At 32.4% G+C, this 18,979-nt stretch carries 18 protein-coding genes; 14 read left to right on the top strand and 4 right to left on the bottom strand.

All coding sequences use genetic code 11. The features are described 5' to 3' along the window. Positions 1-98: 98 nt before the first annotated feature. From H0I32_RS07355 to H0I32_RS07345, 3 genes are all read left to right on the top strand, one after another. Positions 99-1,652: an aldehyde dehydrogenase family protein gene (locus tag H0I32_RS07355; protein WP_179312333.1), complete on the top strand. Its 1,554-nt coding sequence runs from the start codon at positions 99-101 to the stop codon at positions 1,650-1,652. A gap of 124 nt (positions 1,653-1,776) precedes the next feature. After that, positions 1,777-2,469: a carboxypeptidase-like regulatory domain-containing protein gene (locus tag H0I32_RS07350; RefSeq protein ID WP_173587441.1), complete on the top strand. Its 693-nt coding sequence runs from the start codon at positions 1,777-1,779 to the stop codon at positions 2,467-2,469. Next, positions 2,447-3,151 carry an outer membrane beta-barrel protein gene (locus H0I32_RS07345; protein ID WP_179312335.1) on the top strand — a complete coding sequence of 235 codons (705 nt, stop codon included), beginning with the start codon at positions 2,447-2,449 and terminating at the stop codon, positions 3,149-3,151. The genes H0I32_RS07350 and H0I32_RS07345 overlap by 23 nt, the downstream gene beginning before the upstream one ends. Before the next feature lie 13 nt (positions 3,152-3,164). Here H0I32_RS07345 and H0I32_RS07340 read toward each other — a convergent pair whose 3' ends face one another. Genes H0I32_RS07340 through H0I32_RS07325 form a run of 4 tightly spaced genes read right to left on the bottom strand, consistent with a single transcriptional unit; the run spans position 3,165 to position 6,643 of the window. Further along, the gene (locus tag H0I32_RS07340) at positions 3,165-4,298 is read right to left on the bottom strand and encodes an ATP-binding protein (protein ID WP_179312337.1); all 1,134 of its coding nucleotides are present in this window, start codon (positions 4,296-4,298) and stop codon (positions 3,165-3,167) included. Between the two features lie 32 nt (positions 4,299-4,330). Beyond that, complete coding sequence (locus tag H0I32_RS07335) at positions 4,331-4,972, bottom strand: hypothetical protein (RefSeq protein WP_246293548.1); 642 nt, start codon at positions 4,970-4,972, stop codon at positions 4,331-4,333. After that, positions 4,972-5,730: an SDR family NAD(P)-dependent oxidoreductase gene (locus H0I32_RS07330; protein ID WP_179312339.1), complete on the bottom strand. Its 759-nt coding sequence runs from the start codon at positions 5,728-5,730 to the stop codon at positions 4,972-4,974. Before H0I32_RS07330 ends, H0I32_RS07335 begins: the two co-directional genes overlap by 1 nt. Positions 5,731-5,779: 49 nt before the next feature. After that, positions 5,780-6,643: an aldo/keto reductase family oxidoreductase gene (locus tag H0I32_RS07325; RefSeq protein ID WP_256928794.1), complete on the bottom strand. Its 864-nt coding sequence runs from the start codon at positions 6,641-6,643 to the stop codon at positions 5,780-5,782. A 105-nt stretch (positions 6,644-6,748) separates the two neighbouring features. On the opposite strand from H0I32_RS07325, the gene H0I32_RS07320 reads away from it, so the two are divergent. The 11 genes from H0I32_RS07320 to H0I32_RS07270 all read left to right on the top strand — a co-directional run bounded on the left by H0I32_RS07320 (position 6,749) and on the right by H0I32_RS07270 (position 18,899). Next, a complete protein-coding gene (locus H0I32_RS07320; RefSeq protein ID WP_179312341.1) occupies positions 6,749-7,315 on the top strand; it encodes a DUF4382 domain-containing protein in 567 nt (188 codons plus the stop codon). A 159-nt stretch (positions 7,316-7,474) separates the two neighbouring features. Next, entirely contained in the window at positions 7,475-8,476 is a 1,002-nt protein-coding gene (locus tag H0I32_RS07315) for an AAA family ATPase (RefSeq protein WP_173587436.1), read from the top strand. Between the two features lie 98 nt (positions 8,477-8,574). Further along, positions 8,575-9,441 (top strand): DUF58 domain-containing protein, encoded by an 867-nt coding sequence (locus H0I32_RS07310; RefSeq protein WP_173587435.1) that lies wholly within the window; start codon positions 8,575-8,577, stop codon positions 9,439-9,441. Positions 9,442-9,515: 74 nt separating this feature from the next. Then, positions 9,516-11,204: a hypothetical protein gene (locus H0I32_RS07305; protein ID WP_179312906.1), complete on the top strand. Its 1,689-nt coding sequence runs from the start codon at positions 9,516-9,518 to the stop codon at positions 11,202-11,204. Further along, positions 11,204-12,208 (top strand): vWA domain-containing protein, encoded by a 1,005-nt coding sequence (locus H0I32_RS07300; protein WP_179312907.1) that lies wholly within the window; start codon positions 11,204-11,206, stop codon positions 12,206-12,208. The genes H0I32_RS07305 and H0I32_RS07300 overlap by 1 nt, the downstream gene beginning before the upstream one ends. Continuing rightward, entirely contained in the window at positions 12,201-13,241 is a 1,041-nt protein-coding gene (locus H0I32_RS07295) for a vWA domain-containing protein (protein WP_179312342.1), read from the top strand. The genes H0I32_RS07300 and H0I32_RS07295 overlap by 8 nt, the downstream gene beginning before the upstream one ends. Positions 13,242-13,392: 151 nt before the next feature. Further along, complete coding sequence (locus H0I32_RS07290) at positions 13,393-14,244, top strand: aerotolerance regulator BatC (RefSeq protein WP_179312344.1); 852 nt, start codon at positions 13,393-13,395, stop codon at positions 14,242-14,244. 94 nt (positions 14,245-14,338) lie between these two features. Next, positions 14,339-16,111: a BatD family protein gene (locus H0I32_RS07285; protein WP_179312346.1), complete on the top strand. Its 1,773-nt coding sequence runs from the start codon at positions 14,339-14,341 to the stop codon at positions 16,109-16,111. Between the two features lies 1 nt (position 16,112). Then, positions 16,113-16,871, top strand: a complete 759-nt coding sequence (locus tag H0I32_RS07280) for a tetratricopeptide repeat protein (RefSeq protein WP_173587431.1) — start codon at positions 16,113-16,115, stop codon at positions 16,869-16,871. Between the two features lie 47 nt (positions 16,872-16,918). Next, a complete protein-coding gene (locus tag H0I32_RS07275; protein ID WP_173587430.1) occupies positions 16,919-17,215 on the top strand; it encodes a hypothetical protein in 297 nt (98 codons plus the stop codon). Between the two features lie 91 nt (positions 17,216-17,306). Then, complete coding sequence (locus H0I32_RS07270) at positions 17,307-18,899, top strand: SulP family inorganic anion transporter (protein WP_179312348.1); 1,593 nt, start codon at positions 17,307-17,309, stop codon at positions 18,897-18,899. The last annotated feature ends 80 nt before the right edge of the window (positions 18,900-18,979 follow it).

The raw sequence follows: 18,979 nt of genomic DNA, 5'->3' as shown, positions 1-18,979 counted from the left end.
TCAAAGTTACATTATTAAAGAGAGTTGTGTTTCGACTAACTAACATTTTATTAGTAACTTCGTAAAGAAATTTAATAATTTATAAAAAATAAGCACATATGGAAGCAGTATCTGCCGATTTCGGAATAAAAGAAGCCTTGCAACAGTTGGGTGTTAACGCTATAAATGAAGGGTCTTCTACGGGTTCTAATAGTTTTTCTAACGGAGAAGTTATTGAATCCTATTCTCCTGTAGATGGCAAGTTAATTGCTAAAGTAAAAACGACGACAAGAGCAGATTACGATAAAGTAATGGATGCAGCAACTGGTGCATTTAAAACTTGGAGAGATGTGCCAGCACCACAGCGTGGAGAAATTGTACGTCAGTTTGGAAACAAATTAAGAGGCTTAAAAGAACCGTTAGGTAAATTAGTGTCTTACGAAATGGGGAAATCTTTGCAAGAAGGTTATGGTGAGGTTCAAGAAATGATTGATATCTGTGATTTTGCAGTTGGATTATCTCGTCAATTAAATGGGCAAACTATTCCATCGGAAAGACCAGGTCACGTAATGAGAGAGCAATGGCATCCTATTGGTGTGGTTGGTATTATCTCAGCATTTAACTTTCCTGTAGCTGTTTGGGCTTGGAATACTGCTTTAGCTTGGATTTGTGGTGATGTTTGTGTTTGGAAAGCTTCTGAAAAATCATTGTTATGCTCTATAGCATGTCAAAATATTATAGCAGAAATATTAAAAGAGAATAATTTACCAGAAGGTATTTCTTGTATCATTAATGGTGATTACAAAGTTGGTGAAATGATGACAACAGATGCTAGAATTCCTTTGGTTTCTGCAACAGGTTCTACAAGAATGGGACGTATTGTTGGTGCTAAAGTAGCGGAACGTTTTGGTAAATCTTTATTAGAATTAGGAGGGAATAATGCTATTATAATTACACCAACTGCAGATTTAAAAGTAGTGGTTCCTGGTGCTGTTTTTGGTGCTGTTGGGACTTGTGGTCAGCGTTGTACTTCTACACGTCGATTAATTATTCATGAATCGGTTTACGATAAAGTAAGAGATGCAATTGTTGGAGCTTACGGACAAATTAAAATAGGGAATCCGTTAGATGAAAATAATCACGTTGGACCATTAATAGATAAAGATTCTGTAAATACTTATTTAGCTGCTATTGAAAAAGCAAAAGCTGAAGGTGGAAATGTTTTAGTAGAAGGTGGTGTTTTAGAAGGTGAAGGGTATGAAAGTGGTTGCTACGTTAAACCAGCCATCATTGAAGCTGAAAATCATTTTGAAATTGTACAGCATGAAACATTTGCTCCAATTTTATATTTAATGAAGTACTCTGGAGAGGTTGAAAATGGAATTGATAAACAAAACGGAGTTGCTCAAGGTTTATCTTCTGCGATTATGACTAACGAATTAAAAGAAGCTGAGAAGTTTTTATCTTATGCAGGTTCTGATTGTGGAATTGCTAACGTAAACATCGGAACTTCTGGTGCGGAAATTGGTGGAGCATTTGGTGGTGAAAAAGAAACAGGAGGTGGACGCGAGTCTGGGTCTGATGCTTGGAAAGTTTACATGCGTAGACAAACTAACACAGTTAATTACTCTGATGAATTACCATTAGCTCAAGGAATAAAGTTTGACCTTTAAGTGAAGGTTAAGTTATAGAAATAATAAAAGCCACATCGAAAGATGTGGCTTTATTTTTTTATATTGTGAGACGCAACCTTTTTGTTTAAATAACATCTATTGGTAAATAAAAGTCTTTGTTTACATGAAACAACTATTACTATTAATTTTATACGGCTTCACAATAACACTAGTAAGTTGTGATGTTCAATTAGAACCTAATGTTAGAATTTTAGCCAAAGGAACTGTAACGGATCAAGATAATTTACCTATTTCAAACGCGAAAATCAGTGTTCAGACTAGAAGAAGTAATTACAGCTTTGGAGAGGAACAATATGTTATAGGGGAAGGATATAGTGACAATGACGGTAGTTTTTCGATACTCTCATTTTATGATAAGGATATGGATTTTGCAATTGAAATCGATGCCGGTGAAAACTATAGTACTTATGTCTATAAAACAAATACCTTAGATTTTACACCCTTAGACTTAACTTTTAATCTAGAATCTATAGCCTTAAAAAGGCTGGCAAACTTTAATTTTAATATGGTTAGAACGAGTGGAGATTCTAATTCTATCAATTATAGTATTAAATATATTGAGGATTTCTGTTTAGAATATTATGAAGGCATGCAACTTAATGCGTCTCAAAGTATGTGTTACCAAGAGTATATTTTAAATAGATCTGCGAATGATGATAACCCAAATTACGATACTACTTTACGTGTACCATTTGGTGAGACTGTACAGTTTACATATACCATAAATGACGAGCCTGAAATAACTGAAATGATCACTATTAATCAAGAAAATTATGACTTTACCTTCAGCTATTAAAGGATTGATAATAACGTTAGGATTATTATTCTGCTCTATTGGTTTTAGCCAAAATACGTTAGATGCAGATGAACCCGCAACGGAGCAGCGTAGTACTTTTTATAACGCAGTAGAACGTCAACGATTTTTTGCCATTACGGTTGGTGGTCATATTCCTTTTACTAGTGGAGATAATTTTATGGGTGAAGGATTAGAAGGTAAATCAGGGTTTGATTTTAAAGTGCAGATGTATGTGTATAAGCACTTGTTTGTTGGTCTCTCAACGGGTTCGAGTTATTTTGAAGTTAAAAATCAAGAGTTATTAGGTCTGTATAAAAAATCAAGGGTTGCCTACGATTATGTCTATATAGGTTATGAGTTTTTTCCGGCCGATAAACTAAGACTAGGTGTTAATATCTCCATAGATGGCAACCTAGCTTACAAAAATTATGATTTTAATACGTTAGATATTAATCATCAAAAGGATACGGCAACTTTAAATCGTTATGGGTTTTATCTCAATTATGAGCTAGGAAAACACTTTATGATTTATCTCGATTATGGTTATAATGTGAGTAAAACAGATATTGAAGTGCCATCAGAATTAAACGATTTTTTTGGAAAAGGGAATTATAGCACCATAGGTTTGGGGCTCGCTTTTACAATTGGTAGTCGTGATTTAATATCTCGTTTTGTAAAATAATGGATTGAAAAATTTAATTATATCTAACCTTTCTAAGTATTCTAATCGTTTCTTTATAGGCGCTATATAGTTTTAAGCTGTGTTTTTTTAAATAGGGCTTAGCAATTTCTAGTTTTAATAGCGCGTTTTCAAAGCCATTAAAATAACAGATTAAATAACTAGCCGCTAAATCCTTTAGATCCTCTTCTTCATTTCGTTTAAGAGGTCTGTTTTTTTGAAGCTTTTTTAAAATAGTATTGTTTGTATTGTAGATATGATGCAATACTTTTTTGTCAAATTGAGGCGGCTCGAAAATAAGATTTGTTTCAATAGAGTAATTGGCATTATCATTAAAGTGAATAATTTTTTCTTCAAGTTTATAGTACTTGTAAGATTGGTGCAGACCGAGTTTTACATATTCAACTATTTTAAAAGAATCTTCGGTATATGAAATAGCCACTTCATCTAAAGCAGAATAAAACAGAAGAACATGTTCGTTTACCATTTCAATGTCAACCCTAGAAAAGAATATTTCGTTCTTCACCTGTTTTTTAGCACCAGACCAACACAGCACAAAGTACTCTTTAAAAACTATGTATTGTGGGTTAAAATCTTGGCGTTTATTTAAGAAATGAAAAACACCATCGAGTGTGAGTTGAATATTGTTCTGAGCATTGTTTTCAATCGCAGCAACAATATTAGAGTTCACATCTTTAATTTCAAGATCAAAAACTTTGGGCATACTGATGCTACCATCTCTAAAAAAAACAGAGCCACCATAGTATTTCCAGATGTTTTTTCTTAGCGATGTTATGCTGTCAATAGGTCTAATGGTAACTAAGCCTACAACTTTGTTTTCTGGTAAATGCGGAAAAGGAATGTTTTCGTATTGAACAATTGGAGGATTGGTGAGATAGGCATTAATGAGATTTTGAATTTTACTATCGTCAAAAAAATCAACCCCAATAATTTTGTTATCTTCATCTTCAACCCCAATTACAATGTAAGAATTGTTTTCTGGATTACTATTAGAAAGTGCACAGATGTGTTTTAAAAATTTCCCTTTTCCTTCTTTAGAACCAATATCAATTTTTCGCTTTTTGTCATAAAAACTGTTCTCATCGTTATGAGCAAGCAGATGTTTTATGAGAAGGCGTTTATTGATCATGGTTACTTCTTATAAAATTAAAAATCTCATTATTAAAGTAATTCGATTTCCTGTTTTAGGTTTTCTATGGCTTGTTTTTCAAATTTAGTTTTAAACCTTTCTGTAAAATATAACGAATCTCTTTCTAGAAACTGTTTGAGAACTTTTTTTCGTCCAGGTTTGTAAAGAATATCTGGATAAATTGCGTATTCTTTTCTTATAGATTCCGTGTAGCTCTTGTAGGTCTCCCAATCGGATCTTAAAATGGATAAATCTAAATCTAATAAATAGGCGTTATCTGTATTTTTATTTAAAGCTAATTGGTGCTTTTTAGTCGAAATGATTAGTGTTTTTATCTTTTCAATCTTAAAATCATCAATCTTAAAATCATCAATCTTTAATGTTTTCAGGGCTTTCTCACAGTAATTGGCACTTTGCTCTTCGTTGTCTTTATGAGTTGATTTATAAATAATATCGTGATACCAAATGGCAAATTTTACAGCGTTTAAATCTTCAATGTCATTTTTAAAATCTTCTAATTGAAGCAGCATGTTGTAGAGGTGAGAAAGATTGTGGTAATGTCTGCTTTTAGAATTGTAATGATTCTTAATATCTTTCCACATAATTTTGGCTAGAGAATTGTCAGTATAGTTTAATACTAATTTGTTCCATTCATTCTCTAGCCAATGATTCATTACAATTCTTTTTTTACAATTGTAGAACTTGCTTGTGCTGTACAAAACATTAAGACATCTGCAATATTTACATGTGCAGGTCTAGAAATCGCAAAATAAATAACGTCAGCAACATCTTCGGGCTGCAATGCTTTGTAGCCTTTGTAAACATTATCTGCTGCAGCATCTCCTTTGAATCGTACTTTTGAAAATTCAGTTTCTACCAAACCGGGATTAATGGCACCTACTTTTATTCCAAATGGATTTAAGTCAATTCGCATGCCTTCGGTTATAGCTAAAACAGCGTGTTTACTTCCGCAGTAAACATTACCATTAGGATAAACTTCTTTTCCTGCAGAAGAACCAATATTAATAATATGTCCCGATTTACGTTCTGTCATTCCGGGGATAATGGCTTTGCTAACATAGAGTAAACCTTTTACGTTAATATCCATCATGGCATCCCAATCGTCTAAATTTCCAGTTTGTATTGGGTCTAAGCCGTGTGCATTTCCGGCATTATTAATTAAAATATCTATGTTTTTAAATTCTTCTGGTAATGATGCAATGGCTTCTAAAGCTTGTGTTTTATCACGCACATCAAAATTTAGAGTATGCACGTCAGTTTCTTTAGATAAAGCCTTTTTTATGCTGTCTAATCGTTGTTGGCGACGGCCGCATAAAACTAAATTAATGCCGTGTTTAGCAAATTCATGAGCCGTTGCTCGTCCAATTCCGCTTGTTGCTCCAGTAATTAAGGCAACTTTTTTTGTGTTCATAATATTGTTTTTGAGTTGTAAAAGTTTGTTTTTATGAAGTGCTTTTGTTTTAAGGAACTTCGTGTCCTTGTGCAGCAGTTAATATTAAAAACCAATCTTCTATTTCTATTTCAATTTTTGTAGCTTCAGTGGCTAGTTTCAATCTTTTTTCAGTTGTTGTGCCTACAACAGGGTGAATGCCTGAGGGATGTTTCATAATCCAAGCCAATAATAATTGGTCTTCAGTAGCATTGTATTTCTCCATTAACTCACCAAGTTGTTTGTGTATACGCCTGTTTTGCTCATGGTCTTCTTTAAAAACAGTTCCTAGCGGTGACCAAGCCATGGGTTTTATACCACTTGTTGTCATGTAATCTAGAGTGCTATTATACATTGCAGAATGTTCTGTAAGCGAAAATTCTATTTGGTTGACGTCAATATCCATACGTAAACCAATCATTTCCATTTGTGGTGGTGTAAAATTAGAAACTCCAAAATCTCTTATTTTTCCATCTTTTTTTAATAGTGTTATGGCTTCCGCAATATCTTCAGCCACCATTAAAGGACTGGGTCTGTGAAGAAGTAATAGGTCTAAATATTCTGTTTCTAGATTTTTTAAAGATGTTTCAACAGACTGAATAATATGTTCTTTAGAGTAATTATAATGTTTAACAACATTACTTCGGTTACCAGATAGAAGTTGAATACCACATTTTGATATAAGCTGAATAGCTTCACGGTCTATATTAGAGTCCTTTAAAGCTTTTCCAAATTCGGCTTCAGTGGTGTAGCCACCATAAATATCTGCGTGGTCAAATGTGGTTATGTTATTAGAAATGCAGAAGTTTATTAATGACTCCATTCCTTTCTTTGAGAGTTGTTTTCCCCAGCTCCCCCAAGTCATTGTACCTGCTATTAATCGAGAATATTTCACTTTGTTTTCTGTTTATACGGGTTTTTATGCTATTCATGTATAAAAGTACTCAAAACATTAGCAATGAAGGTATCATTGTAGAGTAATTATTCTAAACCCCAAATTATGAAACATTTACACCTAACCAAACTTTTCGCATTCGCCTTTATTATTTTATTAAGTACTACAAGTTGCTCTCAAGATGAGCTTTCTGATGGAGAATTATCAGGCATTACAGTAAGTCTTAAAACAACTTCTAATGATACTAGTGCTGTATTTTTAGAGATTGAAGATGTGCAGGTTAGAATAGGTAAAGATGCTAGTTTAGCGAGTTCTTGGACCAGTTTAGAAACGATTAACTCAGGGATACATAATGTAAGTGATCTTAATGGTGACTTAGAATTAATGCTTGTTAATCAATCTGAAATGTCATCGACTTATATTTATGAAATTAGATTGGTATTAGGTGATAATAATTTTTTAAACATGAATGAAACTTTAGTAAGCTTAGATGTTACAGGAGAAGGATGTAAAACACCATCTAATATAATTGAAACTGAATTTAATGCCAATCACTTTTATAATGTGATTATAAACTTAGATTTAGATGAGTCTGTAAGCTTTGATGAAAATGAAAGCATGATGACTTTTAAGCCTAAGTCATATACAGAAATAAGACAAATTGAATATTAATTATCCTAATCCATGATTAATAGTTATAAAGAGAGTAATGCTTCGGTGTTACTCTTTCTTTTTTTTAACCAATTGTTAACAGCAACTAACAAATAATTTTAACACTTTGCAACATATAAAATATTTCTAAAAATAGTTTTGTTCTTAAACCCACAAAAAATGGAAGAAACGAGTACAGTTGATATTAAATCAATTAATGAAAAGATAGAAAAAGAAAGTGCATTTGTAGACTTACTAACCTTAGAAATGAATAAGGTAATCGTAGGGCAAAAGCATATGGTAGAACGTTTGCTTATTGGTTTACTTGGTCAAGGGCATATTTTATTAGAAGGTGTTCCTGGTTTAGCAAAAACATTAGCGATTAATACACTTTCTAAAGCAATAGATGCTAGTTTTAGTAGAATTCAGTTTACTCCAGATCTTTTACCAGCCGATGTTGTTGGTACATTGATTTATAATATGAAGGAGAATGACTTCAAAATTAAAAAAGGACCGATTTTCGCAAACTTCGTTTTAGCAGATGAGATTAACAGAGCGCCAGCAAAAGTGCAATCTGCTTTGTTAGAAGCAATGCAAGAAAAGCAAGTGACTATTGGAGATGAAACTTTTATTTTAGATAAACCATTTTTAGTAATGGCAACAATGAACCCCGTTGAGCAAGAAGGAACATATCCTTTGCCAGAAGCACAAGTGGATCGTTTTATGTTGAAAACTGTCATCGATTATCCAAAAATTGATGAAGAGCAAATGATTGTTAGAGCAAACTTAAGAGGAACTTACGAAAAAGTAAATCCTGTTGTTTCTGTAGCTCAGATTTTAAGTGCTCAAAAAGCAGTTAGAGAAGTTTACATGGACGAGAAAATTGAAAAATATATTCTCGATATTATTTTCGCAACGCGTTACCCTGAAAAATATAAACTAGGAGATTTAAAACCTTTAATTTCTTTTGGTGCATCACCTCGTGGTAGTATTAACTTGGCAACAGCAGCTAAATGTTATGCTTTTATAAAAAGAAGAGGTTATGTAATTCCAGAAGATGTACGTGCTATTGTGCATGATGTTTTACGTCATAGAATTGGTATTACTTACGAAGCTGAAGCAGAAAATATAACTTCAGAAGATATTATCAATAAGATTGTAAATGTTATCGAAGTACCATAAATGGCGGTTGATAAATCAGTAATCCGTTAGTGATCGCTGACTAGAAATCTGATTTATATTAACTGTGAACTGAAGCTTGAAGACTGCAAACTGAAAAAATGGATACTAAGGAATTACTCAAAAAAGTACGAAAAATAGAGATTAAGACACGTCGTTTGTCTGATCATATATTTGGAGGCGAATACCATTCTACTTTCAAAGGTCGTGGTATGACTTTTTCTGAAGTACGTCAATACCAATTTGGAGATGATGTAAGGAATATAGATTGGAATGTTACGGCAAGAACCAGTCAGCCGCACATTAAAGTATTCGAGGAAGAGCGAGAGCTTACCATGATGCTTATGGTAGATGTTTCTGGTAGTGAAATGTTTGGTACGCACAATCAATTTAAAAATGAAATTGTAACAGAAATAGCAGCAACCTTAGCATTTTCTGCAACACAGAATAATGATAAAATAGGGTTGATTTTATTTTCAGATGACATTGAACTTTATATTCCCCCTAAAAAAGGGCGTTCTCATGTGCTTAGAATTATTAGAGAATTAATAGAGTTTCAACCTAAAAGTAAAAAAACAAATGTTTCTAATGCGTTTAAGTTTTTATCTAATGTAATGAAGAAGAAAGCGATTGTTTTTGTGCTTTCTGATTTTATAGCAGACGATTATAAGCAAAACTTGAAAATTTCAGCAGGAAGACACGATATTACAGGGATTAGAGTTTACGATCAGCACGAAGCTGAAATTCCTAATTTAGGAATGGTGCAAATGGAAGATGCTGAAACGGGTGAGATAATGTTGGTTAATACGGGTTCTAAACAAGTAAGACTTGATTATAGTACGTTTTACGATGATAAAGTGACTTATTATAAAGATAGTTTTACCAAATCTGGAGCTGGTACTATTGATTGCCGTGTTGATGAAAGCTATGTAAAAAAATTACTAGGCTATTTTAAAAGAAGAGGATAAAGCTCTAAGAAGTAAAAGTAAGAATTGAAAAAGTGAAAAGTTTTAAATCCATATATAACGTATTAACAAGAAATATTGGCTTAACTGTTGTCTCTAAAAAGGCTTCGGTTTTAGGCTTGTTTTTTGTTTTTTGTTTTCTGTCTTCAACACTTGTATCGGCTCAAGTAAAAACAGAAATAGATACCACCAAAATTAGAGTTGGAGAGCAAATCAACTATAAAATTAATGTCGAAGCAGATTCTTTGGCTTTAGTTGTTTTTCCAGAAGGACAAACTTTTATGCCTTTAGAAAATGTTGAAGCTTTAAAAATAGACACTACAAAAAGAGAAGCGAAGTTTTTATTATCTAGAGTTTATAAATTAACCCAATTCGATTCGGGTTCGTATACCATTCCTAGACAGAAAGTAATTATTGGCGAAAAAGCCTTTTTTACAGATTCGTTAAAAGTTGATGTCAATACCATTGTAGTCGATACTACAAAACAAAAGCTTTACGATATAAAACCAATTATAGAAGTTGAAGAAGTAGGCGGCAATTGGTGGAAATGGTTATTGGGGATCGTATTGATCGTAGCATTGGTAGCGTTTTTATTGTATTGGTTTATTTGGAGAAAAAAACCACTAACAGAAGAAGAGGAAATTGCCTTATTACCTCCTTACGATCGTGCAAAATTAGCATTACAGAAATTAGATGAAAGTCAATATTTAATACGTTCAGAGGTTAAGGAATATTATTCTGAATTGACTTTTATTGTTAGAAAATATTTAGATGAGCAAGTTTATGATCGTGCTTTAGAAAGTACAACTTCAGAATTAATTACACGTTTAAATTTATTAAAAGAAGGCAATCAAATACCACTTTCTAAAGAAACAATTTTACATATAGAATCGATTCTTCAACGTGCCGATTTAGTAAAGTTTGCAAAATCAGCACCAGATACAGCACTTGCCGAAATGGATAAGTCAACCATTGGTAAAGCAATCGACCATGTAAAAGTGAGTCTTCCAGAACCTTCTGAAGAAGAAAAATTATTAGATCAAAAATATAAGGAAGAACAAGCGCGTAAAAAGAAACGCCAAAAAGTATGGATTACTGTTGGTGCCTCAGTATTTCTTCTTGTTGCGACTTATGTTGGTTTTGGGCTTAAATACGGATTTGGTTATGTAGCAGATACTATTTTTGGTCAAGAAAATAAAGAGCTTCTAGAAGGTAACTGGGTAGAAAGCGCTTATGGTTTTCCACCTGTTTTTATAGAAACACCAAAAGTTTTAAAACGTGTTGAGACTGAACTTCCAGATGAGGTTAAGCAAAAAATGTCAATGACTACGTTTGCATATGGATCAATGACAGATGTCTTTAGTGTTGTTATAAATACAACAACGCTAAATGTGCCAAAACAACAACCTGCACAAGGTGAAGAAAATAAAGAAAATCCAACTTTCGATTTATTAGAAGTTTCAGAACAAACCATTAAAGATTTCGAAGCAAAAGGTGCGAGTAACATTGCGGTTAAGAAAGATAAATACATTACACCAAATAAAGCGGAAGGATTAAAAACATTTGGAACTTTAACATTAAAAAATCCAAATTCTGAAAGCACAGTAGACGCAGAATATGTAGTACTGTGTTTTGCAAACGAAAATGTATTACAACAAATTATAATTACTTGGCCAACTGATGATGATTATGCCAATGATATGGTAGAGCGAATTACAAACTCTATAGAACTGAACCCTGAAGAGTTACAAGAAGAGACAAAATGATGTTTGAAAATATAGAATTTTTAAATAAAGAATTATTCTGGTTGTTATTGCTTTTGCCAATAGCGATAATCTGGTATGTTCTAAAGCACAGTAAGCAAACGGCAGAGCTAAAAATGTCTACCACTAAAGGCTTTAAGACATCATTGTCTTTTTGGTCTAAATTTAGACATGCTCTTTTTGCTTTACGTTTAATTGCTTTAGCCCTTTTAATTACAGCTTTAGCAAGACCAAGAACTGTAGATGTATCTACAAAGACAAAAACCACTAACGGAATTGATATTGTTATGGCAATTGATGTTTCGGCTAGTATGTTGGCAAAAGATTTACGTCCCAACCGATTAGAAGCTTTAAAAGAGGTCGCTGCAGATTTTATAGATGGTAGACCTAACGATAGAATTGGTTTAGTAGAGTATGCTGGTGAAGCGTATACAAAAACACCAATTACAAGTGATAAATCTATTGTAAAAAGATCTTTGAGAGATATTAATTACAATAATATTATTGAAGGAGGAACCGCTATCGGTATGGGACTCGCAACTTCTGTAAACCGATTAAAAGATAGTAGAGCAAAAAGTAAAGTTATTATTCTACTTACGGATGGTGTTAACAATTCAGGGTTTATAGATCCTAAAATTGCTAGTGAATTAGCCGTAGAATATGGAATTAAAGTTTATGCTATTGGTTTAGGGACTAATGGAATGGCATTATCGCCAATTGGTATTAATCCAAACGGAACTTTTAGATATGGCCGTTCTCAAGTAGAAATTGATGAAGCCTTATTAAAAGATATTGCAGCAGAAACCGGTGGAAAATATTTTAGAGCAACTAATAATGACAAGTTAGCTGAAATATATGGCGAAATCAATAAGCTTGAAAAAACCGATGTCGAAGAAAAGAAATATTACAATTACGAAGAAAAATATAGACCATTAGTATTACTAGCTGGACTATTATTATTGATAGAATTATTATTAAGAAACACAATATTTAGAAGCTTTGTTTAGACTCGATGAAAACATATGGTTTTGGACGTTATTGGTCATACCGGTAATTATTCTTTTGTTTATAGGACTTCAAATTTGGAAGCGTTCTGTACAAAAGAAATTCGCAAATTCTAGCTTATTAAAACGTTTAAGCCCAAATCAATCCCTATTTAAAAGTGTGCTAAAAGTATTTGTACTTTGTGCTGCTTTTGCATGTTTATCTATTGCTTTGGTCAACCCAAAAATCGGAACAAAATTAGAAACCGTACGTAGTGAAGGTGTAGATATAGTATTTGCAGTAGATGTTTCTAAAAGTATGCTTGCTGAAGATATTGCACCTAACCGTTTAGAGAAATCTAAACAATTGGTAACGCAAATTGTAAATAGTTTGGTGAGTGATCGTGTGGGTATTATTGCTTATGCGGGTAAAGCATTTCCGCAATTACCAATAACCACAGATTATGCTTCTGCAAAGATGTTTTTACAGAATATGAATACCGATATGATGTCTTCACAAGGAACAGCAATTAGCGAAGCGATTCAACTTTCTAAAACTTATTTCGATAATGAAGATCAAACCAATCGTGTTTTAGTCATCATTTCAGATGGAGAAGATCATGATGGAGAAGCACTAAATGTCGCAGAAGAAGCAGCAGAACAAGGTATAAAAATACTAACGGTTGGTGTTGGTGATCTAAAAGGAGGGCCAATTCCTATAAAACGAAATGGTGTTATTCTAAATTATAAAAAAGATAATAATGGTGAAACTGTTATTACGCGTTTAGATGAAACCACTCTAAAAGATATTGCATCAGAAGCAAACGGAGTCTACATTAGTGGTCGTAATACAGCAGATGTTGTAAGTGCTATTAAAGGAGAATTAGATAAAATGGATAAACAAGAATTTGAGTCTAAACAAATCGCAGATTTTAAAGATCAATTTCAGTGGTTTTTAGGGATCGGAATTTTGCTTTTATTTATAGATATTTTCTTCTTAGAACGAAAAACAGCTTGGTTAACAAAGTTGAATTTGTTTAATGAATCTGGTGCATAATATTTACCTTGAATCATATAATTGTTAAAAGCGACAATTCAATTTATGATTTAAGTAAAACCCCATCGAATTATAACTTTTAGAATTTTTTTAACGCTAAGTCATTAAAGGCTTTAGTAATTTAGAGGTCGTTTTCATAATTAAAAAACATATGAAATTTTACATACTACTTATTATACTTTTTATTGGAGGTTTAGGCTTTTCTCAAGAATTAAGCGAAAAACAACTTGAAGCAGACAAAAACGCCACTAATTTAGTTTATAAAGCGAATACTTTAATTAGTGATGATAGTTATATTGAAGCAGAAATGGAATATAGAAAAGCCATTTCAGAAGCCCCATCAAAAGCTGTAGGTTCTTATAATTTAGCACATTCTTATTATCAAAAAGGAAGCTTTAATGAGGCTTTATTTAGAAGTCAAGAAGCAGCTAAAAATGCAACGAGTAAAGACGAAAAACACAGAGCATTTCATAACATTGGTAATATTTTAATGAAAAATGAACAATGTAAAGAGGCTGTTGAAGCTTTTAAGAATGCGCTTAGAAATGATCCTACTGACGAAGAAACACGATACAATTACGCTTTAGCTAAAGAATGTGCAGAGCAACAAAAGCAAGATGGTGGAGGTGATGATAATAAGGAAGACGAAAATAAGGATCAAGAGCAAGATAAAGAAGATCAAGAAAAGAAAGAGGACGAGAATAAAAAGGACGATAAAGAAGATAATAAGGACAAGAAAGACGAAGGAGATCAGGATAAAAAGGATGGTGATAAAGATGAAGATGAAGACGGAAAACCTAAAGATGATAAAAAGGATGATGGTAAAGGGAATGAAGATAACAAGGATCAGAACCAAAAACCTAAGCCTCAACCAGGACAAATGTCTCCTCAGCAGGTAAAGAATATTTTAGAGGCGATGCAAAATCAAGAACAAAAAGTTCAAGAGAAAATGAATGCCGAAAAACAAAAAGGTGCTAAGGTTAAGACTGAAAAAGATTGGTAAACTTGCAGAAAGTCGTTAGTTTGCGTTTTCTTATAAAAGTCGGTATTTACAACAAAAAAATAGAGTTAAAGATGTCTTTAAGACAGAAATAGCTATGAGATTAATTAAAAACATATCAATTTTACTTTTCATACTTGCAACAAGTATAGCTTCTGCACAAGTGAAATTTGAAGCTAAAGTCAGTAAAAAGCAATTAGGAGTTAATGAACGTTTACGTATAGATTTCGAAATGAATCAGGACGGTGATAATTTTGTACCGCCTAGTTTTTCTGATTTTGATGTTGTTGGTGGTCCTAATACATCTGTAAGTAATTATTCTAGAAACGGAAAGCGTTCGTATTCTAAAACATATAGTTATTTTTTATCTCCTAAAAAAAGAGGAAATTTTACCATTAAGCAAGCTACAATTGAAATTGATGGAGAATCTTATAAAACGTTCCCTATTAAAGTTACCGTAACAGAAGCTGTTAAAGCTCCTAATGGTAATGGGGCTGCTTCAGATGTGGCCTCAGATAAAATTCATTTAGTTGCAGAAATTTCTAATTCAAGTCCATATTTAAACGAAGCTATAACTGTAGTTTATAAGTTGTATGTTTCTCCAGATATTGGAGTAAGTAGTAACTGGCGTGAAAAAGAAACGCCTAGATTTAATGATTTTTGGAGTCAAAATATAGAAATTAAAGGGCTTAATATTTTAGAAGGTGAATATAAAGGTGAAAAATACCGTTATGTTATACTTAGAAAAACAGTTTTATATCCACAAAAAACAGGACCTCTTAAAATAGATCCTTTAGTTATGGATATTATAGCTGAAGTTCCAACAGGTCGTGTAGATATTTTTGGAAGACAAATACCTACAAAAGTACCACAGGTGGTTACTGCGGGTAGTAGAACAATTAATGTAAAACCATTACCAGAAAAAGATAAACCTTCAGATTTTAAAGGTGCAGTAGGTAATTTTTCATTTAAGGTATCAACTTCTAAAACGGAATTAAATGCAACAGAATCCCTTCAAGCTAAAATTGAAGTGAAAGGGAAAGGGAATTTAAAATTATTTGAATTACCAAAACTGACTGTTCCAAGTTCGTTAGAGGTTTATGAGCCTGAACATGAAGAAAACGTTAGAACTAATTTAAGTGGTATGCAGGGAAGTATTTCGGATACTTATACGATTGTACCTCAGTATCGAGGAAAATATCCTGTGCCTAGTATATCATTTTCATATTTTAATCCAAATACGGAAACTTATAATCGTATTACCTCAGACGAAATTGTAATTGATGTCGTTGAAGGTCCAACGGCGGCTAATGATAATTCAAATGCTACAGCTGAAAACGCTAAGCAAACAGTTACTGCTAATACTAATACATTTGCGTTTATTAAAACATCATCTAATTGGACGTCTGTAAAATCAGAACCGTTCTTTAAATCAAAAAGCTTTTGGTCATTGTTATTGTTGCCGTTTTTAGCAATTCCTTTGGCTATTATTGTGAGAAGAAAGCAAGATGCTCGTAGTGCAGATGTTCAAGGTAATCGTATAAGAAAAGCAGATCGTTTAGCTAAAAAATATCTTACCGAGGCTAAAAAAGCTATGGGTCAAAAGGAAGCATTTTACTTAGCTCTAGAGAAAGCTTTACATAATTATTTAAAAGCAAAATTAAATATCGAAACAAGTGATTTTAATAAAGGGAAAATTGAAAGCTTATTAATTGATCGTCATGTTGAAAGTGAAGTTGTTTCAGATTTTATTTCAATTTTAGAAAATTGCGAATTAGCACGTTATACGCCAATTACACAGGTTACGATGCAGAATGATTATGATAAAGCAGCGAAAACAATTTCATTAATAGATAAACAACTCAGATAATATGAGAGCGCTTACCATTTTACTTTTTTGTTGTTTTAGCGTTATTGGTTTTTCTCAAAATGACCAACAATTTGATAAAGCTAATGCGTTATACAACGACGGAAAATACGCAGAAGCTATTGATCAGTATGAAGCTATTTTAGATTCAAAAGAGCATTCAGCAGAATTATATTTTAACTTAGGAAATGCAAATTATAAGCTTAATAATATTGCACCTAGTATATATTATTACGAAAAAGCACTACAGCTAGATCCAAAAGATAAGGATATACAGAGCAACTTAGCATTTGCACAAAACATGACGATTGATGCTATTGAGAAAGTGCCTGATGTTGGTTTTTCTAAGATTATTAATAATATTGTGAACACATTTAATACGGATACTTGGGCAGAAATTGCAATTGGAGGTGTTCTTTTATTTGTGATTATATTTTTAATGTATCATTTTTCGTATTCAACATCAAAAAAACGTGTTGCTTTTGTTGTGAGTATTGTGAGTTTAATAGTGGCTTTTTTAGCCGTAGCCATGGCTTTTCAAAAGTCGGGTTTAGATAAAAAGAATAATCCAGCAATTGTTTTTGTACAAGAAAGTAGAGTGAAATCAGACCCTAATCCTACTAGTGAAGAGGTGTTTAGATTACATGAGGGAACAAAGGTTCAAGTTGTTGAAACTTATGAGGATTGGAATAAAATTAAACTATCTGATAATTCTACAGGTTGGATTCCTTCAAAAGAAATTAAATTATTAAAAGTTTTTTAGAACTTATTTAACGGTTTTTTAAGTCTAACTTATTATATTTGGCGCTTATGCCAAAAGCTTCAAAACATATAATTACTGCTTTTTTATTCATATTATTTGTGGCGCTTATTTCTGCGCCTTCAGTAATAATGTCTGTAGATGATTCTATAGACACGACTTGTTTCTTTAGCATAAGTGAAGAAGAAGACAACCACAGTGTTAAGATTCTTTTTGATAAAAATCACCAAACATCAGAGTGTGTGTTTGAAAATAATACAGATAAACATTTAGTGGGGTACACATTTGGGCATTATCCAAAACCGCATTTTAATTTAATTTCTCCACCCCCGGATTCTATTTCATAATTTTTGTAAAAAAGGGAGACCATCTTTAGTCTCAAAAAAAATTATTGAAAATTGGCTTTAGTGAACACCCTATTGCCCTAATTATTTATACATGTTTAAAACTATTAAAAACGACTTCCCAGCAAGTATCGTTGTATTTTTTGTGGCATTACCTTTATGTTTAGGTATTGCATTAGCCAGTGGCGCGCCTCTTTTTGCAGGAGTAATTTCTGGTATTATTGGAGGAATTGTAGTAGGAGCCTTAAGTGGTTCTAAAATTGGAGTTAGTGGACCTGCAGCAGGTTTAGCAGCAATTGTGCTAACTGCAATTGGATCATTGGGAGGCTATGAAAACTTTTTAGTAGCCGTTGTGTTAGGAGGAGTTATTCAGTTGATTTTTGGATTATTAAAAGCCGGGATTATTGGTTATTATTTTCCTTCATCTGTAATTAAAGGAATGTTAACCGGTATTGGTATAATCATTATCCTTAAGCAAATTCCTCACTTTTTTGGTTATGATGCAGAACCAGAAGGAGCAGATAGTTTTATAGAAACTTCGGGAGAAAATACGTTTTCAGCAATATTAGGTATTTTCGATAACATTATTATAGGCTCTATGGTTGCAGGCTTTATAGCATTGGGTATTTTGCTACTATGGAGTAACGTATTATCTAAAAAAGGTAAGTTTTTCCAAATTATTCAAGGACCATTAGTTGCTGTAGTAGTTGGTATTATTTTTTATGTATTAACACAATCTAGTGAAAGCTTTGCTATTGCAGAATCTCATTTGGTAAGTGTGCCTATTCCAGATAGTTTTGACTCTTTTATTGGTCAATTTCGTTTCCCTAATTTTAGTGTCATTACAAATCCTGAAGTTTGGATCGTAGCATTTACAATTGCCTTAGTAGCAAGTTTAGAAACATTATTATGTGTAGAAGCATCTGATAAAATTGATCCTGATAAAAATGTAACCCCTACAAACAGAGAATTATTAGCTCAGGGTGCAGGTAACATTGTTTCTGGTTTAATTGGAGGTTTACCTATTACTCAAGTTATTGTTAGAAGTTCTGCGAATATCCAATCGGGTGGAAAATCTAAAATGTCGACTATTTTTCACGGTTTTTTACTTTTAATATCTGTAGTTTTAATTCCTACATTATTAAATAAAATTCCATTATCTGTATTAGCAGCAATCCTATTATTAGTAGGTTATAAATTAGCTAAGCCATCATTATTTAAAAAGATGTACGATTTAGGTTGGAAGCAATCTGTGCCATTTTTTGTAACCGTAGCAGGAATTGTATTTACAGATTTATTAGTAGGTATTAGTTTAGGGTTATTAGTAGGTATTGTAGTTATTTTATTGAAAAACTACCAAAACTCACACTTCCTTCATATTGAAGATGAAAGTAACGGAAAGAGTGTTATAAAAATGACACTTGCAGAAGAAGTAACTTTCTTTAATAAAGGTGCTATTTTAAAAGAATTAGATAATTTACCAAAAGGTAGTTATTTAGAATTTGATGTTACCAAAACGAGATATCTCGATTATGATATTATTGAAATATTAGAAGATTTTGCTTTTAAAGCTAAAGAACGAAATATTAATATCAAATTAATTTCTAAGCGTGGAATTGTTGAAAATCCAGAAAGCTTTATAGAGTTCTTTAAACTGAGACCTAAATCTAAAATCAGTTTAAGTTAAAACAAGATGATTAATCGTAAGTTTTAACTAAACAGAAAAACCCTTCTGTTGAAAATGAAGAACAATTAGTCGTACATATT

The organism is Winogradskyella sp. HaHa_3_26 (assembly GCF_019278425.1).
Lineage (GTDB): Bacteria > Bacteroidota > Bacteroidia > Flavobacteriales > Flavobacteriaceae > Winogradskyella > Winogradskyella undariae.
This window is presented reverse-complemented; position numbering and strand designations above follow the sequence as displayed.

What these genes read in the sequence shown, in the direction of transcription:
- H0I32_RS07355 (WP_179312333.1), top strand. Translation starts at nt 99, where the DNA reads ATGGAAGCAGTATCTGCCGATTTCGGAATAAAAGAAGCCTTGCAACAG.
- H0I32_RS07350 (WP_173587441.1), top strand. Translation starts at nt 1,777, where the DNA reads ATGAAACAACTATTACTATTAATTTTATACGGCTTCACAATAACACTA.
- H0I32_RS07345 (WP_179312335.1), top strand. Translation starts at nt 2,447, where the DNA reads ATGACTTTACCTTCAGCTATTAAAGGATTGATAATAACGTTAGGATTA.
- H0I32_RS07340 (WP_179312337.1), bottom strand. Translation starts at nt 4,298, where the DNA reads ATGATCAATAAACGCCTTCTCATAAAACATCTGCTTGCTCATAACGAT.
- H0I32_RS07335 (WP_246293548.1), bottom strand. Translation starts at nt 4,972, where the DNA reads ATGAATCATTGGCTAGAGAATGAATGGAACAAATTAGTATTAAACTAT.
- H0I32_RS07330 (WP_179312339.1), bottom strand. Translation starts at nt 5,730, where the DNA reads ATGAACACAAAAAAAGTTGCCTTAATTACTGGAGCAACAAGCGGAATT.
- H0I32_RS07320 (WP_179312341.1), top strand. Translation starts at nt 6,749, where the DNA reads ATGAAACATTTACACCTAACCAAACTTTTCGCATTCGCCTTTATTATT.
- H0I32_RS07315 (WP_173587436.1), top strand. Translation starts at nt 7,475, where the DNA reads ATGGAAGAAACGAGTACAGTTGATATTAAATCAATTAATGAAAAGATA.
- H0I32_RS07310 (WP_173587435.1), top strand. Translation starts at nt 8,575, where the DNA reads ATGGATACTAAGGAATTACTCAAAAAAGTACGAAAAATAGAGATTAAG.
- H0I32_RS07300 (WP_179312907.1), top strand. Translation starts at nt 11,204, where the DNA reads ATGTTTGAAAATATAGAATTTTTAAATAAAGAATTATTCTGGTTGTTA.
- H0I32_RS07290 (WP_179312344.1), top strand. Translation starts at nt 13,393, where the DNA reads ATGAAATTTTACATACTACTTATTATACTTTTTATTGGAGGTTTAGGC.
- H0I32_RS07285 (WP_179312346.1), top strand. Translation starts at nt 14,339, where the DNA reads ATGAGATTAATTAAAAACATATCAATTTTACTTTTCATACTTGCAACA.
- H0I32_RS07280 (WP_173587431.1), top strand. Translation starts at nt 16,113, where the DNA reads ATGAGAGCGCTTACCATTTTACTTTTTTGTTGTTTTAGCGTTATTGGT.
- H0I32_RS07275 (WP_173587430.1), top strand. Translation starts at nt 16,919, where the DNA reads ATGCCAAAAGCTTCAAAACATATAATTACTGCTTTTTTATTCATATTA.
- H0I32_RS07270 (WP_179312348.1), top strand. Translation starts at nt 17,307, where the DNA reads ATGTTTAAAACTATTAAAAACGACTTCCCAGCAAGTATCGTTGTATTT.